We start from the raw sequence: 15008 nt of genomic DNA, 5'->3' as shown, positions 1-15008 counted from the left end.
TGGGTTTGAGTTTGGCGGCGATACTAGATTCTTGAACTACTAACTTCCCTATCAGTTACATCAGAGCCAATTTCCACCGTATCCCCATCGGCAAAGACAACCATTCTGACTTTATAAATGACTGAAGGCATATAAGACATGCCTAAACCAGACCAAACCTCTCTTTGTTCAGTAAAAGGCAAATTAACCAGTTCGATGGTCAATTTTTGGATCTCAGCACTGAGGGTTGGAGAGTTACGACAATCAAATAACCGATGACTTTGAAAGTATTTGATAATTAGGGACAAAAACTTTAAAGATTGGCTGTAATTAGTAAAATTAGCAGCATAGAGAACGTATAAATTGAGGTAAAGATTAGGGTTGTTTTGCTGCTTCCCCCCCTGATTAGGCATCCTGTCATAGGCAGCACCAGAACGAAAGGTATAGTCTTCTTCTAAGTTAACTAATAAGGTAGTAATGGCATTCTCTTCTAAGGAAACTTCTTTCCCGTTGCGATCCTGAAGAAATAAGACCTCAAAAGCCTGACCTCCGGTTTTTACTCGGATGTAGCTGTTGAGTTGTTCCTTAAGAAACGAGAGAACATGTTCCAACATAGCTAGTATCTATCCCGCCTAATAATTGGAGGATAATCTTGACAAGAAGACTTTGATACTCCCGTCGCTAAATCGAAGATTATAGCGAGGGATTCTTAAGAGTATAAAACCCTATACGGCTGAACCAAACAGCCTCTAGACCCTCCGATAAAATCCTTGGGGTTACTTGTATGTTTATGATCAGCTTAATTCTATGCGACATAGGCTTTTCAGCTTGTCTTTTAATGCATATATTGGAACCTGAGAAAACTCTGATTGCTTCGTGTCCCTTAATCGTTTAATTTTGGGATTGTGATCGATAGCAATCTTGCTAATCGTGTAATCTTATCCTAACAAAAATAGGCAAGATACGCTACAAATTCATTCTCCAATTCCCCTACCGCTAAGTCTTCGACTATAACGGGAGTACCCTTGGAGTTGAATGATGGAATAGGGAAATACCTTTTCTATACTTCTAACTGCCACCAAAATAACACTAACATGAAAAACAAAGAAAGAGAGCAAATCCATAAAAATGAAATATATCGTAATATTTTTCGGGATTTTCAACAATGAAATATATCGTAATATTTTTAGGAATATTCAACTCGGATTATTTTTCGTAAGCATTCAGCCGTCAGCAGTCAGCAGTCAGCCGTTGGCCAATGGCTGATAGCTGAATGCAAGGCAATTGCTGAATCTTCCCATGAATAGGAGTGGGGTGGGCATCCTGGCCGTCTGGGAATTGTAACGGGCAAGATGCCCATTCCACCAACATGCCCATTCCACCAACATGCCCATTCCACCAACATGCCCATTCCACCAACATGCCCATTCCACCAACATGCCCGTTCCAGCAAGATGCCCGTTCCAGCAAGATGCCCGTTCCACCAAGATGCCCGTTCCACCAAGATGCCCGTTCCAGCAAGATGCCCATTCCACCAAGATGCCCATTCCACCAACATGCCCGTTCCACCAAGATGCCCGTTCCAGCAAGATGCCCGTTCCAGCAAGATGCCCGTTCCACCAACATGCCCGTTCCAGCAAGATGCCCGTTCCACCAACATGCCCATTCCACCAACATGCCCATTCCACCAAGATGCCCGTTCCAGCAAGATGCCCGTTCCAGCAAGATGCCCGTTCCACCAACATGCCCATTCCACCAACATGCCCGGCATCCTGCCTGCCCGACAATCTAAGGAACAGGCAAGATGCCCGTTCCACCAACATGCCCGTTCCGCCAACATGCCCGTTCCACAAAACTCTTAAAATCATTCCATTATTAAGCAACGCCATCTCTATTGCCTGGTGGGCAGTTGGGTTTAGCCTAACGGGTATAGCCGTCCGCCCCCTTACTGCTTTTTAGGTGGGACTAATTTCTCTGAGGTTTCAATTAGGATTGGTATATATAGCGTTTGTATTTGAGTTGTGAATATAGGATTGATGGGAAAAGGGAGCAGGGAGGAGGGAGCAGGGACTGTAGGCCACGCGGGGCGCGTTCGGAGCAGTAGGAAAGAGCTTGGATGATTTTTTGGTGTTCTTAAAAATCAGCAAGATTGTTCATGACCTATTTATAAACCCTATATATAGGTATCCTAATTGAATTGTGAGAATTTGTGATGCCCTATTCCCTACTCCCTACTCCCTACTCCCTACTCCGTACTCCCTACTCCCTACTCCCTGTTCCCTTTGCTATAGATTACCAAATGTAAACTTTCCCGGATTGCTCAACATGACAACTATAACCACAGAAGGATTATACACCTTTGAAGAATACCTCAACTATGATGATGGTACCGACAACCGCTATGAATTGGTGGATGGGAGGTTAGAAATCATGAATCCACCAACCTTTAGGCATCTGCTGATTGCTAAGTTTATTGAACAAGTATTGGAAGCAGAAATTAATCGTTTGGGTTTGCCTTGGCTGTGTTTTAAAGAAGCAGGAATTCGGACAGGATGGCGCAAGTCACGGCTAAGTGATGTCTATGTGGTAACCAAAGATCAGGTAATGGCATTGCTAGATCACTCAGCAGTATGTGATACTCCTCCATTATTAGCAGTAGAGGTGGTGAGTCCTGATTCTGTTAAGCGAGATTATCGTTACAAACGTTCAGAGTATGCTGCCTTGGGAATCATTGAATATTGGATTGTTGACCCCCCGAAGAAAAAGGTTTCACTGCTGGTGTTAGAGGAAGGGTTATATCAGGAAACAGTGTTAACTGGAAATCAACGGTTAACATCACCTACGTTTCCTGAGCTGATGTTAACCGTTGAGCAAGTTTTGACTGCTGGTAATTTAAACTAAGTTGTTGTGCATTTAAAATGCACAACAGCAAGGCAGAAGGCAGAAGGCAGAAGGCAGAAGCGATGCATCGCTGTTCCCGACTCCCGACTCCCGACTCCCGACTCCCGACTCCTAGATTGCTATAATGATTCATAAATTTGATGTTCTCGGTTGATAAAAATATCAGCTAATATCTGATAAGCTTCTGTCCAAGCTGCTATCATTTCCTCTGTCGCCGCTTCATGCAACACATCCTTCATCGCTTGTAGTAAACTCTCTCCCACAATGGGATATTGTTCTGGTTTAACATGGGTTTTTACATGACGATGAGCAATCACCTCAACCATGGATTTTAAAGCCTCCATATTATCAATTTTGGTAGCATAACTATAGACTGCTGTAGCTAACTTAGCTGGTTGAGAACCATTGGCTTGAGCTGACATATCAAACTGTGCTTTTACCTCTGGATGGTTGTGAAACATGATTTCATACATCCGAGTAGTAATTTGCTTACCATGCTTTTTGAGGAGGGGAGCTGTTGACTTGATGATATCTATAGTTTCTTGGCTAACCTGATTCACCGGTTTAGGCTTTTCCGAGAGGGTTAGCACAAATTTCAGATTCTCTTGGGCTTGTAACCTATGAGGTGCTTTAGCAGGTATAAAGATAAAAACTCCTGCTTCTAAGGTAATCTCTTTCTGGTCTAAGGTCAGAATTCCTTTCCCTTCAATGACCGTGATTGCGGCATTACGAGGTGAACTATGCTCGTCAATTGCTGTACCTTTTGCCAAACAAAATAGGGTGTATTGGCAATTGTTATCCTTGAGCAAAACTTTGCTAATCATCCCTGTATCTGGATAGTCAGCTAATTTTTGTAGGGAAGTGCTAAACGATGTGTTTGCTGTAGCGATCGCATTAACCATTATCTTTTCCTCATCACAACTTTAGAAAGTTCTAAGATTTGGAAATATCTCTGAACTCGTTGGTACTTTTACTGTGACAGAAATAGTTCGCGCTGTCCTTGAGCTAGCTCATAAAGGAAGTAAAAGCAAAGGGAGTCGGGAGTCGGGAGCGGTGCGACCCGTGGCGAATTTAATTCGCCTACGGAAAGCGCACCGAGGGAGTCGGGAGTCGGGAACAAAAATTCTCACAATTCCTACACGGATCTCTAAAATTGTTCATCATAGAGCGGTTTTCATAACTATGAGGTACACATAATTTTTTACCTGCTCCCTGCTCCCTGTTCCCTGTTCCCTGTTCCCTGTTCCCTGTTCCCTGTTCCCTGTTCCCTGTTCCCTGTTCCCTGTTCCCTGTTCCCTGCTCCCTGTTCCCTGCTCCCTGTTCCCTGCTCTCTACCGAATTCAGAAATACTATAACTATCAAACACTCTCAAAGGACTGGTAGGCATGGTCTCATCGATAGAACAATTAGCTCAAGTCTGGGTGCTGAAAGACCTAGAAACCTCAGCGCTAGAGAATCTTCAGCCTTATACCAAAGTACGGACTTATTTGCGGGATGAGATTGTGATCTACGAGGGCGATCGCCTCCCCTGCCAACTCTATGCCTTAATCAAGGGAACCCTGCAAATTAAAAAAACCGGGACGAGTGGTAAAGAAAGCCTTTTGCGCATCATCCCTGAGGGGGATATTTTTGCGGCTCCGGCAATTTTTGGTAATGGTATTGCTCCGGCAACAGTTATTTGTCAGGTGGACTCCCTAGTGCTAACCATAGAACGAGAGGCGCTGTTAGAGACCATTCGCCATACCCCAGAAGTAGCGTTGCGAATCCTGGAAGTCTTTAATCAACGCCTGCAACAAATTCATAACACGGTACATGGACTAATTTCTGAAAGGGCAATTGTACGACTGGTGCGTCTGCTGCAATACTATGCAAGTCGCTATGGAACTGAGTCTGTTGCTCAGGGAGACTCCTTAAATATCAACCTTCCGTACTATCAAATTGCTCGCAGTATAGGTATAACCTATGAAGAATGCGTGCGTTTGTTCAAAAAGATCAATTCGATACAAACAGTAGTTACCTACAAGCGGGGAGGCAAAATTATTATCAATGACTGGCAGCAGTTAGATGCGATCGCGGACAACGAAGGATGAAAAGACTAGGGAGTAGGGAGTCGGGAGCGGTGCGACCCGTGGCGAATTTAATTCGACGACTGTAAGCGCACCGAGGGAGTCGGGAATCGGGAAAAAATCCTGTGTACCTCGTTTGTAGCTCGTTACTATGAGAAACGCGCTGATTGCAGGAATTGCTATAGCTTCCAACCCCTTCCATAACCATGTCTAAACCGTAAAGTCAGCGTGGGATGAATGCACCGTCGAAAGTTTTGTTAATTATGAATCTTTTTGCTCAGTTTGTGACTCCTCCGCTTCTGATGTCGGATTATTCATCTCGTCTTTGAAGCCTCTGAGGGTTTTCCCTAGGGCGCTGCCGATTTCAGGAATCTTCTTCGGTCCAAAAATCACAACTGCCACAACACCAATAATCATAACTTCCGGCCATCCTAAACCAAACATACCAATTTTCTCCAAACTCCTGTTAACTTTGAATTAACCGATACTTTTTAGCTACCAGAGTCTACCAAAGGCAAATTATGGCTCGCCAATGCAAGCTGTTCACGAAGTGTCGGCTTTGCCGAATCACTCAGCCAGGGTGTATCTACCAAAGCCCGCAGAAAAATTCCACGAGCACCATTGATGTCTCTATCCATCATCTGGCCATCAAGTTTTGACTTGATGATTTTACTGCCACCAATATTAATTAGTTCACCAGTCCAGCTGACGGTTTTACTGGTATAAGCTTCGCAGACATCAACAACAACTTTCCCAGTTTCGGTTGCTTTATGCTTAAGGAACTCTTTAAACCGATAATGGGCAAAAGAGAGCATATTACGAACCGTTTTAGATCTAATTTTCCTGTTATGCTTTTTGGACATTTTAGATGTCTCAAATGTGGGAAGCAATATTACGTCAAAATTGTCAACCAGAAACCTGGCAGCCTTATGATGTAACTCGTTTATCAGGTTCTGGATTCTAATTATTGTCCGCCTGGCAGCTTTCCTCATTCGATACTTTGTCTTGCCTTTAGCTTTGCTGATTTTTGAGATCAGGTTATCTAAATGTTGACAAAGTCTTTGAATTCTAGAAAAGTCGCCATGGCCAATTTTCCCAACGGAAGTCTCGCTAAAAAATGTCAAGAAAGTCCTAACACCAGGATCTAAAGCAACCACTCTACCTTGGTTTTCGGTTTTAACTTGAGTTGTTTCATGGGGAACTACTAAATAATAGTTCCCGTTGGTGCTAGTCAATCTACAATCGCATATATTGCCGGGAAGTGTCTCAGCAAAGGTTAACTCACCTAACTTTGTGTGGTAAATACCTTTAACCGAGACAGCTGACTTAGGAATATAACAAGACTGAACGGGGTTTTTGCGAGATCTAAATCTAACCCGATTAATTTGTCCAGTTTTCTTATACTTTTTTTTGGCCTCCCTAACAGCAGTGCAGGCATCCTTAATCGCTATAGATTTAATTTGATAAGGCACTGCCTTACACCACTCGGGGAGGTCATTCAATATATCAGTTTTAATGGCTTTCCAATTTGCTTTGACTTCGCCATTTTCTAAAATTTTGACGGTCTTGTTAAAAACGTAACGGGAGACTCCAAACCACCGACGAATCATTGATCTCTGTTCCTTATTTAGGAACACTCGCATCTTCGCTGATTTTTTTACCGTATTTTCTGAGGCCGTGGACTCGGCAGGAGAAGACATGAATGATGGAGAGAAGATCTGCGGTAAGTTCTGATTCTGGGCAACTTTCAGGGTTGTCGAGAACCAAGATCTTTCCACCGTTGAGACTGACCAAGTACTCAAAGAGTTCAAACCCGAATCGGGTAAGTCTGTCTCGACAGGCAACAACAATTGTGAGTTTATCTCCACGCATAAGTCGTTCCAGTATGGCTCGAAGACCTTTCCTTTTATAGTTGAGTCCTGATCCGATGTCTTTGATGATTTCCGCTTCCGGGAAGAGGTTGTGCATGTAGGCGATTTGCCTGGTAAGATCGTCTTTTTGCTTACTGCTACTGACTCGGCAGTAACAGATAGTGGCCGGTTGTCTCGGTTTTCGTTTCCCCAGGCTAAGCAGGCTTTGTGTGTCAAAGAGCCTGTTTCCACTTGGGGTTCGTTCGCATTTGATAGTGCCATTATCTGCATACTTCCGAAGAGTGTTCTTAGAGAGTCTCGTAAGTTCGACCGCCTTACGGAGTGGTACTAATGTCATGGCTCTATCCTACCATTTTTTGGTATTATCTGGTAGGATGTGTGACAATTTTACTAACTTTATACTTGCCCTACTTCACGGCAAAGCCAAAAAATTCTCTAACAAATCTACTTTACGGTTTTACCAGGCGCACAATCAACCTAAGTCAATCTCGGTCGCCCACTCAATGTAGTGATTTTCGGGCGGGCAGGATGCCCACCCCACTCACCTTCATCCGAAGATTCAGCAATGCCCCGCTAGTCCATGCTACTAGCAAGGAATTTTATGCGATCGCAAACAAAATCCTAGATCCAATCCCAGCAGTAACAAAGTTTTGTGTAGCGCTAAAGGATTGCCCATGGCAAGCTGATATCCTAAGCTTATCCGAAGTCCATACTAGGATATCTTGCTGCAATTGATGGTGACCGATAAGGTGAGAAGATAGAGGTCGAAGGATGAAGGAGGAAAGATAAAGTATAAAAATATACCATTTGCAAAGGTTACAATCAATGCAATGGTTGATACTTCAAGTCTTGCATGCCTTTTATCTTTTGCCTACCCCTTTTCTTAAAGGGGATAATGGGGGGAGAACCCATCCAACCCTTTTGTCTGCAAGCCTGTTGCCTCAATTTTACCCATAGCCTTTAAGTGTTAAGGAATGTCAACCACTTCCACGCCATCCCTAAGAACCCAACAAAACCCTCTGTGCGCTAAGCTGGCGGACTGTATTGAGTCGAACTGGCGGCGCTACTTCGACCTTTCGATCTATGATTTACCAGCCGAGTTAGGCTACGTACAAGGACGGCTTGAGGGAGAGAAACTGACTATCGAAAACCATTGCTATCAGACACCTCAGTTTCGGAAAATGCACCTGGAATTGGCAAAAGTAGGTGAGATGTTGGACATTTTACACTGTGTAATGTTTCCTCGTCCAGACTATGCTCTGCCCATGTTTGGCTGTGATGTGGTGGCAGCTAGAGGACAAATCAGCGCTGCGATCGCAGACCTTTCTCCACTCAACCCTAAACGTACCTTACCAGAAGCCTATCACTGTTCTTTAGAGAACCTACCAAAACCTGAGTTTAAACAGCCCCGTGACTTACCACCTTGGGCAGACATTTTTTCAGAATTTTGCATTTTTGTGCGTCCCAATGGTCCAGAAGAAGAAGCACAGTTCCTGGCATGGGTGGATGATTTATTACAGATTCACTGTGCCCATGCTGCTAATGCCCTACCGGTCTCTAGAGAAAAGCAAGCAGAAATTATTGCTAGTCAACACTATTATTGCAGCAAGCAGCGCCAGAATGACAAAACCCGGCGGGTGCTTGAAAAAGCTTTTGGTGTTGAATGGGCAGAGAACTATATGACCTCGGTACTATTTGACTTGCCAGTATCTTGATACTTAATCAATCGTAAAGCTGATTAGTTTGCTGATTAGTTTAGGGATGGAGCAATGGATGATAGCGGTTCTCATATTAATGAGGTACACAGGATTTTTTTCCTGTTACCTGTTCCCTGTTAGCTGTTCCCTGTTCCCTAAAATCCACAACTTGTATACCTCACCTATTTGAGAAATACTATAGTAAGGCACGATAATAATAAGTCGGCAAACTTTTTTAAGGGGATAGACTATGTTCACTAAACGTGACCTTCCCTCAGAGCAGGAACTGCTAAATTTCGCGAGACAGTACCCTGAACTAGATATAGCATCAGTGTTTACTTGTCTGTCGTTCCTGAAAACTACCACTGAAATCTACGAAGCGATTGACACTCATTTGGGTCGCTACGAGTTATCAATCGGTAAGTTTACTGTACTCATGCTATTACACAAAGCGGGTTCGTTAGGCTTGACTCCTTCCGAATGTGCTCAACAGGCTGGTGTTACTCGTGGGACGATCACAGGTCTGCTTGATGGTCTCGAACGTCAAGGGTTAGTTAAACGCCAGCCTCACCCAGATGACCGACGGATGCTTATGGTTCAGCTGACTCCAAAGGGTTGGCAGTTCTTGAAGGAAATGCTTCCCGACCACTTTAATCGGGTGACAGGTTTGATGGCTCACCTGACTGGCGCAGAAAAGAAAACCTTCGTTAAACTTTTAGCAAAGTTGCGAGCGGGAACCCCTGCTATGCACTCTGCTGAATTTCAGCTGACCCAGTAATAAGGGATTGGTCAAAAAATTTGTTAGCGGTGCTCATCTAGCCTTTACTTTATGCTAATTTTAATAGTAAGGAGCCATATAATATGGCACACAAGAGATCATCATGGCTCATATAACCCAATTGGGTTCATTGATAACGTAAACGTTGAACCTTGTTCATTGTTGATGGATTAACTAAGGATTAACTGTTGAGAAGTTGATATAACCGGAGGAGTCATGGAGCCAAAGATTGGCATAAAAGATCAGGGATTATCAAAGCCCCTAAGCCGTTGGGTGATTGTACTTGCTGGTGTTGGGATTCTGGCAACTGTGGTCGCTAGCCGATACAGTTTGGAAATGGTTCGTGAGCGCCCGCCAGAACCAGTGCCATCCCCCAGTACAACCCCAGCTATCCGAGCTGTAACTGCTCTAGGACGTCTCGAACCTGAAGGGGAAGTCATTCAATTAGCTGCTCCAACGACTTTTCAAGCACCAAGGGTGGCTCAGTTACTTGTTAAAGAAGGGGATAGAGTAGGTGCCAATCAATTGATTGCGATCATGGAAAATCGCGGACGCTTACAAGCGGATTTAGAACGGGCGAAAGCGGAGGTTAAAGTAAGCCGTGCGAACTTGGAGAAAGTCAAAGCTGGTGCTAAAAGTGGCACCATTGCTGCTCAGGAAGCTAAGATTAAACGACTAGAGGCAGAGTATCGGGGGCAAAAGGAGGCGCAACAAACTCGAATTGACCGTTTACAGACTCAGCTGCAAGAAACACAACAAGAAAAAGATGCCACAGTCAGGCGATTAGAGGCTCAGTTAAGGAATGTGCAAGCAGATTTTCAGCGCTATGACCAGTTAGAACGAGACGGTGCGATCGCAATTTCCGAATTGGACAGCCGCCGCCTAAACGTAGAAACCGCCCAAGAGAGCGTCAGTGAAGCCATAGCCAACCGCACCCAAACTATAAGCACCCTCAGGGAACAACTCAAAGAAGCTATTGTCAACCGCAACCAAACCCTAGCTGTGGTAGAAGCACAGATTAACGAAGCCAAAGCTACCCTCGAAGAGATTAAAGAAGTACGTCTAGTAGATATTACACAGGCTGAAGCGGAGCTAGAAATGGCTATGGCACAAGTCAAGCAAGCCGAAGCAGAATTAAAATTTGCTTACGTCCATTCTCCACTAGATAGTCAAATTTTGAAAATTAACACTTATCCAGGAGAAACCGTAGATCAAGAAAAGGGAATTGTGGAACTAGGGCAAACTGACCAAATGATGGTTGTTGCTGAAGTCTACGAAAGTGATATTGGTAAAGTCAAGCTAGGACAGAAAGTAACAATTATTAGTGAAAGCAAGGCATTTGAAGGTAAACTCAATGGCAGTGTAGTTAGAATTGGGCAACAAATTGACAAACAGGATGTTCTTGACACTGATCCAGCCGCTGACGTAGATGCCAGAGTTGTCGAAGTAGATATTCGTCTCAATCCAGAAGACAGCAAGACCGTTACTGATTTAACTAACTCCCAAGTCATCGTAAAAATAGTGATTAGTGATTAGTCAATCGCTTTGCTCCAATTAAAAATTATCAATTCAAAATTCAAAACTAACCTATAAATTAATTCGTGGGCTTGTATCCGGTGGAAACACTTACAAAGTATAAGGTTATTCATTTTTAATTTGGAATTTTGAATTAAAAAATAGTAATTAACCAGTAACTATTAATCATGAAAATACCTTTAGCATGGTTACAATTGAGCCATGAAAAAATGCGTTTGCTGGTGGCACTGGCAGGAATTGCTTTTGCCGATATTTTAATGTTTATGCAAATGGGTTTTCGGGATGCCCTGTTTGAAAGTAATGTGACACTACATAATAGCTTACAGGGTGATATTTTTTTGATTAGTCCCCAGTCCCAAGCAACAATCACTATGAAAAGTTTTCCTAGTCGCAGGTTGTATCAAAGTATTGCATTTGATGGGGTCAAATCGATCCGTGGGATATATATGGACTATGGCCTCTGGAAAAATCCTCAAACCCGTGAAACTCGTAATGTACTTGTGATTGGGTTTAATCCTACTGACAACGTCTTCAATTTATCTGGAGTAACCAGCAATCTGGATACGATAAAAATACCAGATGTAGTTTTGTTCGATGACAGCTCCAGACCTGAATATGGTCCTATTGCGGAAGAGTTTAATCAGGGCAAAGAGATAACCACTGAAGTCAAAGAACGTCGCATTCGAGTAGGGGGCTTATTCACCCTAGGGGCTTCCTTTGCAGCAGATGGAAATGTGATCACCAGTGATTTAAACTTTTTCCGCCTTTTCCCTGACCGCCATAGAGGACTAATTGATATCGGTTTGATTGAATTAGAACCAGGGTTAGATGTGGAGATAGTTATAGAGAAGATGAGGCGCGAACTTTCCAAGGATGTTAGAGTTTTATCCAAGGAAGAGTTTGTTGATTGGGAGAAAGCTTACTGGCAAAGCACTACAGCCATTGGCTTTATTTTTACCCTCGGTAGCGCTATGGGATTTATCGTGGGTACAGTGATTGTTTATCAAATTCTATATACTGATGTCGCGGATCATTTACCTGAGTATGCTACCCTAAAAGCCATGGGTTATAAAACCAGCTACCTATTGATTGTCGTTTTTCAAGAAGCTATAATTCTGGCAATTTTAGGTTATATTCCCGGATATGGACTAGCCTTAGGGTTGTATAGTTTAACGAAAAATGCTACCAATTTACCCATAGCCATGAGTCTAGCTAGGGCAGTAACAGTGTTGATTATGACGGTTATCATGTGTTGTATTTCCGGTGCGATCGCGATCGGGAAACTCCAAGCAGCCGATCCCGCTGATATTTTTTAAACTATCCCTATATATCAATCATCAATAACTAGCTAGGAACGAAAACTGTCATGGTGGATGAAGCAGTTGTATCCATTAAGCATCTTAACCATTACTTTGGTAAGGGTTTCCTACGGAAACAGGTTTTGTTTGATATTGACCTAGACATCCACCAAGGAGAAATTGTGTTGATGACTGGTCCTTCTGGATCGGGTAAGACCACATTACTAACCCTAATTGGAGGATTGCGATCGCCTCAATCTGGTAGTCTCAAAATCCTAGGAGAGCAACTGCTGGGAGCCAATAAACGTCGCTTGATAGCAGTGCGGCGTCATATTGGCTATATTTTCCAGGCTCATAACTTACTCAAGAGTTTAACAGCTCGCCAAAATGTGCAAATGTCAGCAGAACTACACCCAGAACTTTCTGTTAAAGATGCTATTACTAAATCAGTAGCTATATTGGAAGCAGTGGGGTTAGGTCAGTGGGTGAATTACTACCCAGATAAACTTTCTGGAGGGCAAAAACAACGAGTCGCGATCGCTCGTGCTTTAGTGGGTAATCCAAAGATACTCTTAGCAGATGAACCAACAGCAGCACTAGACAGTAAATCCGGTCGTGAAGTGGTCGATTTAATGCAGCAGTTAGCTAAAGAACAGGGCTGTACAATTTTACTCGTTACTCACGACAATCGAATTCTCGATATTGCTGACCGGATTGTTAATATGGAAGATGGGTGTCTGAATGGTATCAAAGCAGTTAGATGAACTACCACCTGCTCTGCGTAGCAAGCAGGTGGTTTCCAGCTTCACAGGGGATTGCCTTAGCTTGGGTTTACTTCCTCGCTTTGGTCTTACATCCCCTCCACTAGCAGAATCCCCCGTCCCAGAGGATTGTAATATCCTGATACCTTCTGCTCTAATGTTCTTGGCTGCATTCTCATCTCTATCATGGTGAGCGCCACAGTTAGGACATTTCCAAGCCCTGATATCTAATGGCATTTCACTCACTTGATAAAGGCAACTATAACATGTTTTAGAGCTAGGAAACCATTTGTCAATTTCCACTAGTACCTTGCCTTCCTTTTCTAATTTGTAAGACAAGAAATTGACAAACATCCCCCATCCGGCATCCAATATTGCTTTAGCTAGATTGTGGTTCCGTTCGCGTAGCGTGCGCGTAGCGCATAGCATACCCTTAGTATTGAGGTTTTCAACTACGATGACTTGGTTATCGTCAACAAGCTTTCTTGATAGCTTATGTAAGTAGTCTTGACGGGTATTGCTAATACGTTCGTGAACCCTAGCAACTATTCTTCTGGCTTTGTTTCTGGTGTTACTACCTTTTTGTTTTCTAGATAATTTATTTTGCTTTCTGGCTAAATTTTTCTCGGATTTGTACAAGTGTCTAGGGTTAGCAAACTTGGAGGTTTGATTCCCATCATTAACTATGGCAAAATCTTTAACCCCTAAATCTACACCTGCTACTTTTCCCTCATGATTAGGTTGAGGATTATCCCCTTCTAACTCAGTCAAAATAGATGCAAAATATTTCCCAGATGGTGTCATGGAAATAGTAACAGTTTTGATTTCTCCTTCAATTGGACGTTTGTCAAACTTGGTTTTGATTACACCAACTTTCCCAGGAAATTTCAAATTACCATTAACTAGTTTTACCTTTTGGGGATATTGAATAGATTGTTTACGCTTCTTTGACTTAAATCTAGGGAACCTAGCCCTACCTTGAAAGAAGTTTTTATAAGCCGTGACCAGATTTAAGGTAGCAGCTTGTAACACCTGAGAATAACAGGTTTTTAGCCATTCTGTTTCCTCGGCTTTTTTAAGCTTTGGAAGCAGGGCATTGAGACTAGATTGCCTTACACTTTTCCCTGTGGATTTGTAGGTTTCAATGCAATGGTTTAGAGCATAATTCCACCACCACCGAGCGCAACCAAAGTGTTGAGCTAATATTTCTTTTTGTTCATCGCTCGGATAGATCCTGACTTTGATTGCGTAGTGTCTCATCTTTTGATCACCTCCTTGTTATTATTATATACAATTTGTTATAACTATATTCCGGGCAAAAATAAAATCCTGGTGTTCGCTCTCATCCCCCACCTGCTAGCGCGAGGAAGGGGAATTCCCGCTCACTCTGTTAAACTGGACTAACTTTAGCACGATGCAGCAACTTATCACCAATGCGGTAGCCAGTGTAACGTACCCTAACCCGATCACCTGGTTGAGCAGTGCCTGACATAAGTTGGTGTTGTTGTGGATCGTAAGGGAGTTCTTCCCCCACAGATGCGATCGCATCCACACCCCATTTTTGTACCAACTGTTCCACTGGCTTTACCAGGGGCAATAATCTCACAGCTGGTAACTGCTCATTCTGTTGTGCCGCATAAGCAGCAGTGGGCCATTGCACTAGCCAGGATTCTAACACTTGTAAACTAGATTGCTGAAACTCCTGCATTAAAGTCTCGCGCTGCTGTTCCAACTGCTGTTCCAGACGCTGGTACTCCTGCTTTAATGTTGAGTCTTCCTGCTGTAACGTAGAAACAGAATCTGGCAAAAACATAACCAGTAACTGATTAAGCGACACCTGCAACGCTTCAGCAACTTTCAGCAGCGTTTTTACCTGCATTTGCGAGACCTGACCTTTCCGCAAACGCCTCAGTTGCAACTCGGAAACATCAGCCCTGAGACTGAGTTGCCTAAAACTAGGAATATCCACTTGTGCCATAAGTTGTCGCAACTGTTCACTGTAATTGGGATAGGAAGACTCGGTCATTTCCAGGCTGACGTATCAAGGATAAAGGATGACAGGAGAAGATTTAGAAATCTGATCAACTCCAGTAGAGTAATTATGATATCCCTTATTGTGAT

General features: G+C 43.3%; 17 protein-coding genes. 7 read left to right on the top strand and 10 right to left on the bottom strand.

The annotated features are described in order from the left end of the window. Positions 1-23: 23 nt before the first annotated feature. Together F6K63_RS18475 and F6K63_RS18470 are read right to left on the bottom strand one after the other, a co-directional pair. Positions 24-593, bottom strand: a complete 570-nt coding sequence (locus tag F6K63_RS18475; protein WP_287264945.1) for a Pvc16 family protein — start codon at positions 591-593, stop codon at positions 24-26. Positions 594-1223: 630 nt separating this feature from the next. After that, complete coding sequence (locus tag F6K63_RS18470; protein WP_287312846.1) at positions 1224-1847, bottom strand: hypothetical protein; 624 nt, start codon at positions 1845-1847, stop codon at positions 1224-1226. Between the two features lie 457 nt (positions 1848-2304). Between F6K63_RS18470 and F6K63_RS18465 the strand changes: the two genes are divergently transcribed. Continuing rightward, a complete protein-coding gene (locus tag F6K63_RS18465) occupies positions 2305-2880 on the top strand; it encodes a Uma2 family endonuclease (RefSeq protein WP_287312903.1) in 576 nt (191 codons plus the stop codon). Between the two features lie 119 nt (positions 2881-2999). Here the strand turns inward: F6K63_RS18465 and F6K63_RS37305 are convergent, their stop codons facing one another. Further along, a complete protein-coding gene (locus F6K63_RS37305; protein ID WP_353813050.1) occupies positions 3000-3782 on the bottom strand; it encodes a globin domain-containing protein in 783 nt (260 codons plus the stop codon). Positions 3783-4081: 299 nt separating this feature from the next. Then, positions 4082-4267 carry a hypothetical protein gene (locus tag F6K63_RS18450; RefSeq protein ID WP_287312845.1) on the bottom strand — a complete coding sequence of 62 codons (186 nt, stop codon included), beginning with the start codon at positions 4265-4267 and terminating at the stop codon, positions 4082-4084. On the opposite strand from F6K63_RS18450, the gene F6K63_RS18445 reads away from it, so the two are divergent. Then, a complete protein-coding gene (locus F6K63_RS18445) occupies positions 4266-4970 on the top strand; it encodes a Crp/Fnr family transcriptional regulator (protein ID WP_287312844.1) in 705 nt (234 codons plus the stop codon). The genes F6K63_RS18450 and F6K63_RS18445 overlap by 2 nt on opposite strands. Here the strand turns inward: F6K63_RS18445 and F6K63_RS18440 are convergent. From F6K63_RS18440 to F6K63_RS18425, 4 genes are all read right to left on the bottom strand, one after another. Continuing rightward, positions 4941-5138 (bottom strand): hypothetical protein, encoded by a 198-nt coding sequence (locus F6K63_RS18440; RefSeq protein WP_287312843.1) that lies wholly within the window; start codon positions 5136-5138, stop codon positions 4941-4943. The genes F6K63_RS18445 and F6K63_RS18440 overlap by 30 nt on opposite strands. A gap of 69 nt (positions 5139-5207) precedes the next feature. After that, the gene (locus tag F6K63_RS18435; protein ID WP_287312842.1) at positions 5208-5390 is read right to left on the bottom strand and encodes a Sec-independent protein translocase subunit TatA/TatB; all 183 of its coding nucleotides are present in this window, start codon (positions 5388-5390) and stop codon (positions 5208-5210) included. A 47-nt stretch (positions 5391-5437) separates the two neighbouring features. Then, positions 5438-6589, bottom strand: a complete 1152-nt coding sequence (locus tag F6K63_RS18430) for an RNA-guided endonuclease InsQ/TnpB family protein (protein WP_287312901.1) — start codon at positions 6587-6589, stop codon at positions 5438-5440. Then, the gene (locus F6K63_RS18425; protein ID WP_287312841.1) at positions 6570-7154 is read right to left on the bottom strand and encodes an IS607 family transposase; all 585 of its coding nucleotides are present in this window, start codon (positions 7152-7154) and stop codon (positions 6570-6572) included. Before F6K63_RS18425 ends, F6K63_RS18430 begins: the two co-directional genes overlap by 20 nt. A gap of 637 nt (positions 7155-7791) precedes the next feature. Here F6K63_RS18425 and F6K63_RS18420 point away from each other — a divergent pair. The 5 genes from F6K63_RS18420 (at position 7792) to F6K63_RS18400 (ending at position 12890) form a co-directional block, all read left to right on the top strand. Continuing rightward, positions 7792-8532 (top strand): phycocyanobilin:ferredoxin oxidoreductase, encoded by a 741-nt coding sequence (locus F6K63_RS18420; protein ID WP_071102357.1) that lies wholly within the window; start codon positions 7792-7794, stop codon positions 8530-8532. Between the two features lie 232 nt (positions 8533-8764). Further along, positions 8765-9292, top strand: a complete 528-nt coding sequence (locus F6K63_RS18415; RefSeq protein WP_071102356.1) for a MarR family winged helix-turn-helix transcriptional regulator — start codon at positions 8765-8767, stop codon at positions 9290-9292. A gap of 216 nt (positions 9293-9508) precedes the next feature. Beyond that, the gene (locus F6K63_RS18410; protein WP_071102355.1) at positions 9509-10828 is read left to right on the top strand and encodes an ABC exporter membrane fusion protein; all 1320 of its coding nucleotides are present in this window, start codon (positions 9509-9511) and stop codon (positions 10826-10828) included. A 167-nt stretch (positions 10829-10995) separates the two neighbouring features. Further along, positions 10996-12144 (top strand): ABC transporter permease DevC, encoded by a 1149-nt coding sequence (gene devC / locus F6K63_RS18405; protein ID WP_287312840.1) that lies wholly within the window; start codon positions 10996-10998, stop codon positions 12142-12144. A gap of 50 nt (positions 12145-12194) precedes the next feature. After that, a complete protein-coding gene (locus F6K63_RS18400) occupies positions 12195-12890 on the top strand; it encodes a DevA family ABC transporter ATP-binding protein (RefSeq protein WP_287312839.1) in 696 nt (231 codons plus the stop codon). On the opposite strand, the gene F6K63_RS18395 is transcribed toward F6K63_RS18400, so the two are convergent. Both F6K63_RS18395 and grpE read right to left on the bottom strand, forming a co-directional pair. Further along, the gene (locus F6K63_RS18395; RefSeq protein WP_287312838.1) at positions 12795-14147 is read right to left on the bottom strand and encodes an RNA-guided endonuclease InsQ/TnpB family protein; all 1353 of its coding nucleotides are present in this window, start codon (positions 14145-14147) and stop codon (positions 12795-12797) included. The genes F6K63_RS18400 and F6K63_RS18395 overlap by 96 nt on opposite strands. 130 nt (positions 14148-14277) lie before the next feature. Further along, positions 14278-14913, bottom strand: a complete 636-nt coding sequence (grpE, locus tag F6K63_RS18390) for a nucleotide exchange factor GrpE (RefSeq protein ID WP_287312837.1) — start codon at positions 14911-14913, stop codon at positions 14278-14280. Positions 14914-15008: the final 95 nt, after the last annotated feature.

The sequence above is a fragment of the Moorena sp. SIO1G6 genome, from assembly GCF_010672795.1.
GTDB classification, from domain to species: Bacteria; Cyanobacteriota; Cyanobacteriia; order Cyanobacteriales; family Coleofasciculaceae; genus Moorena; species Moorena producens.
Note: the sequence above shows the minus strand (reverse complement) of the source record. Positions and strands in the feature narration are given on the sequence as shown.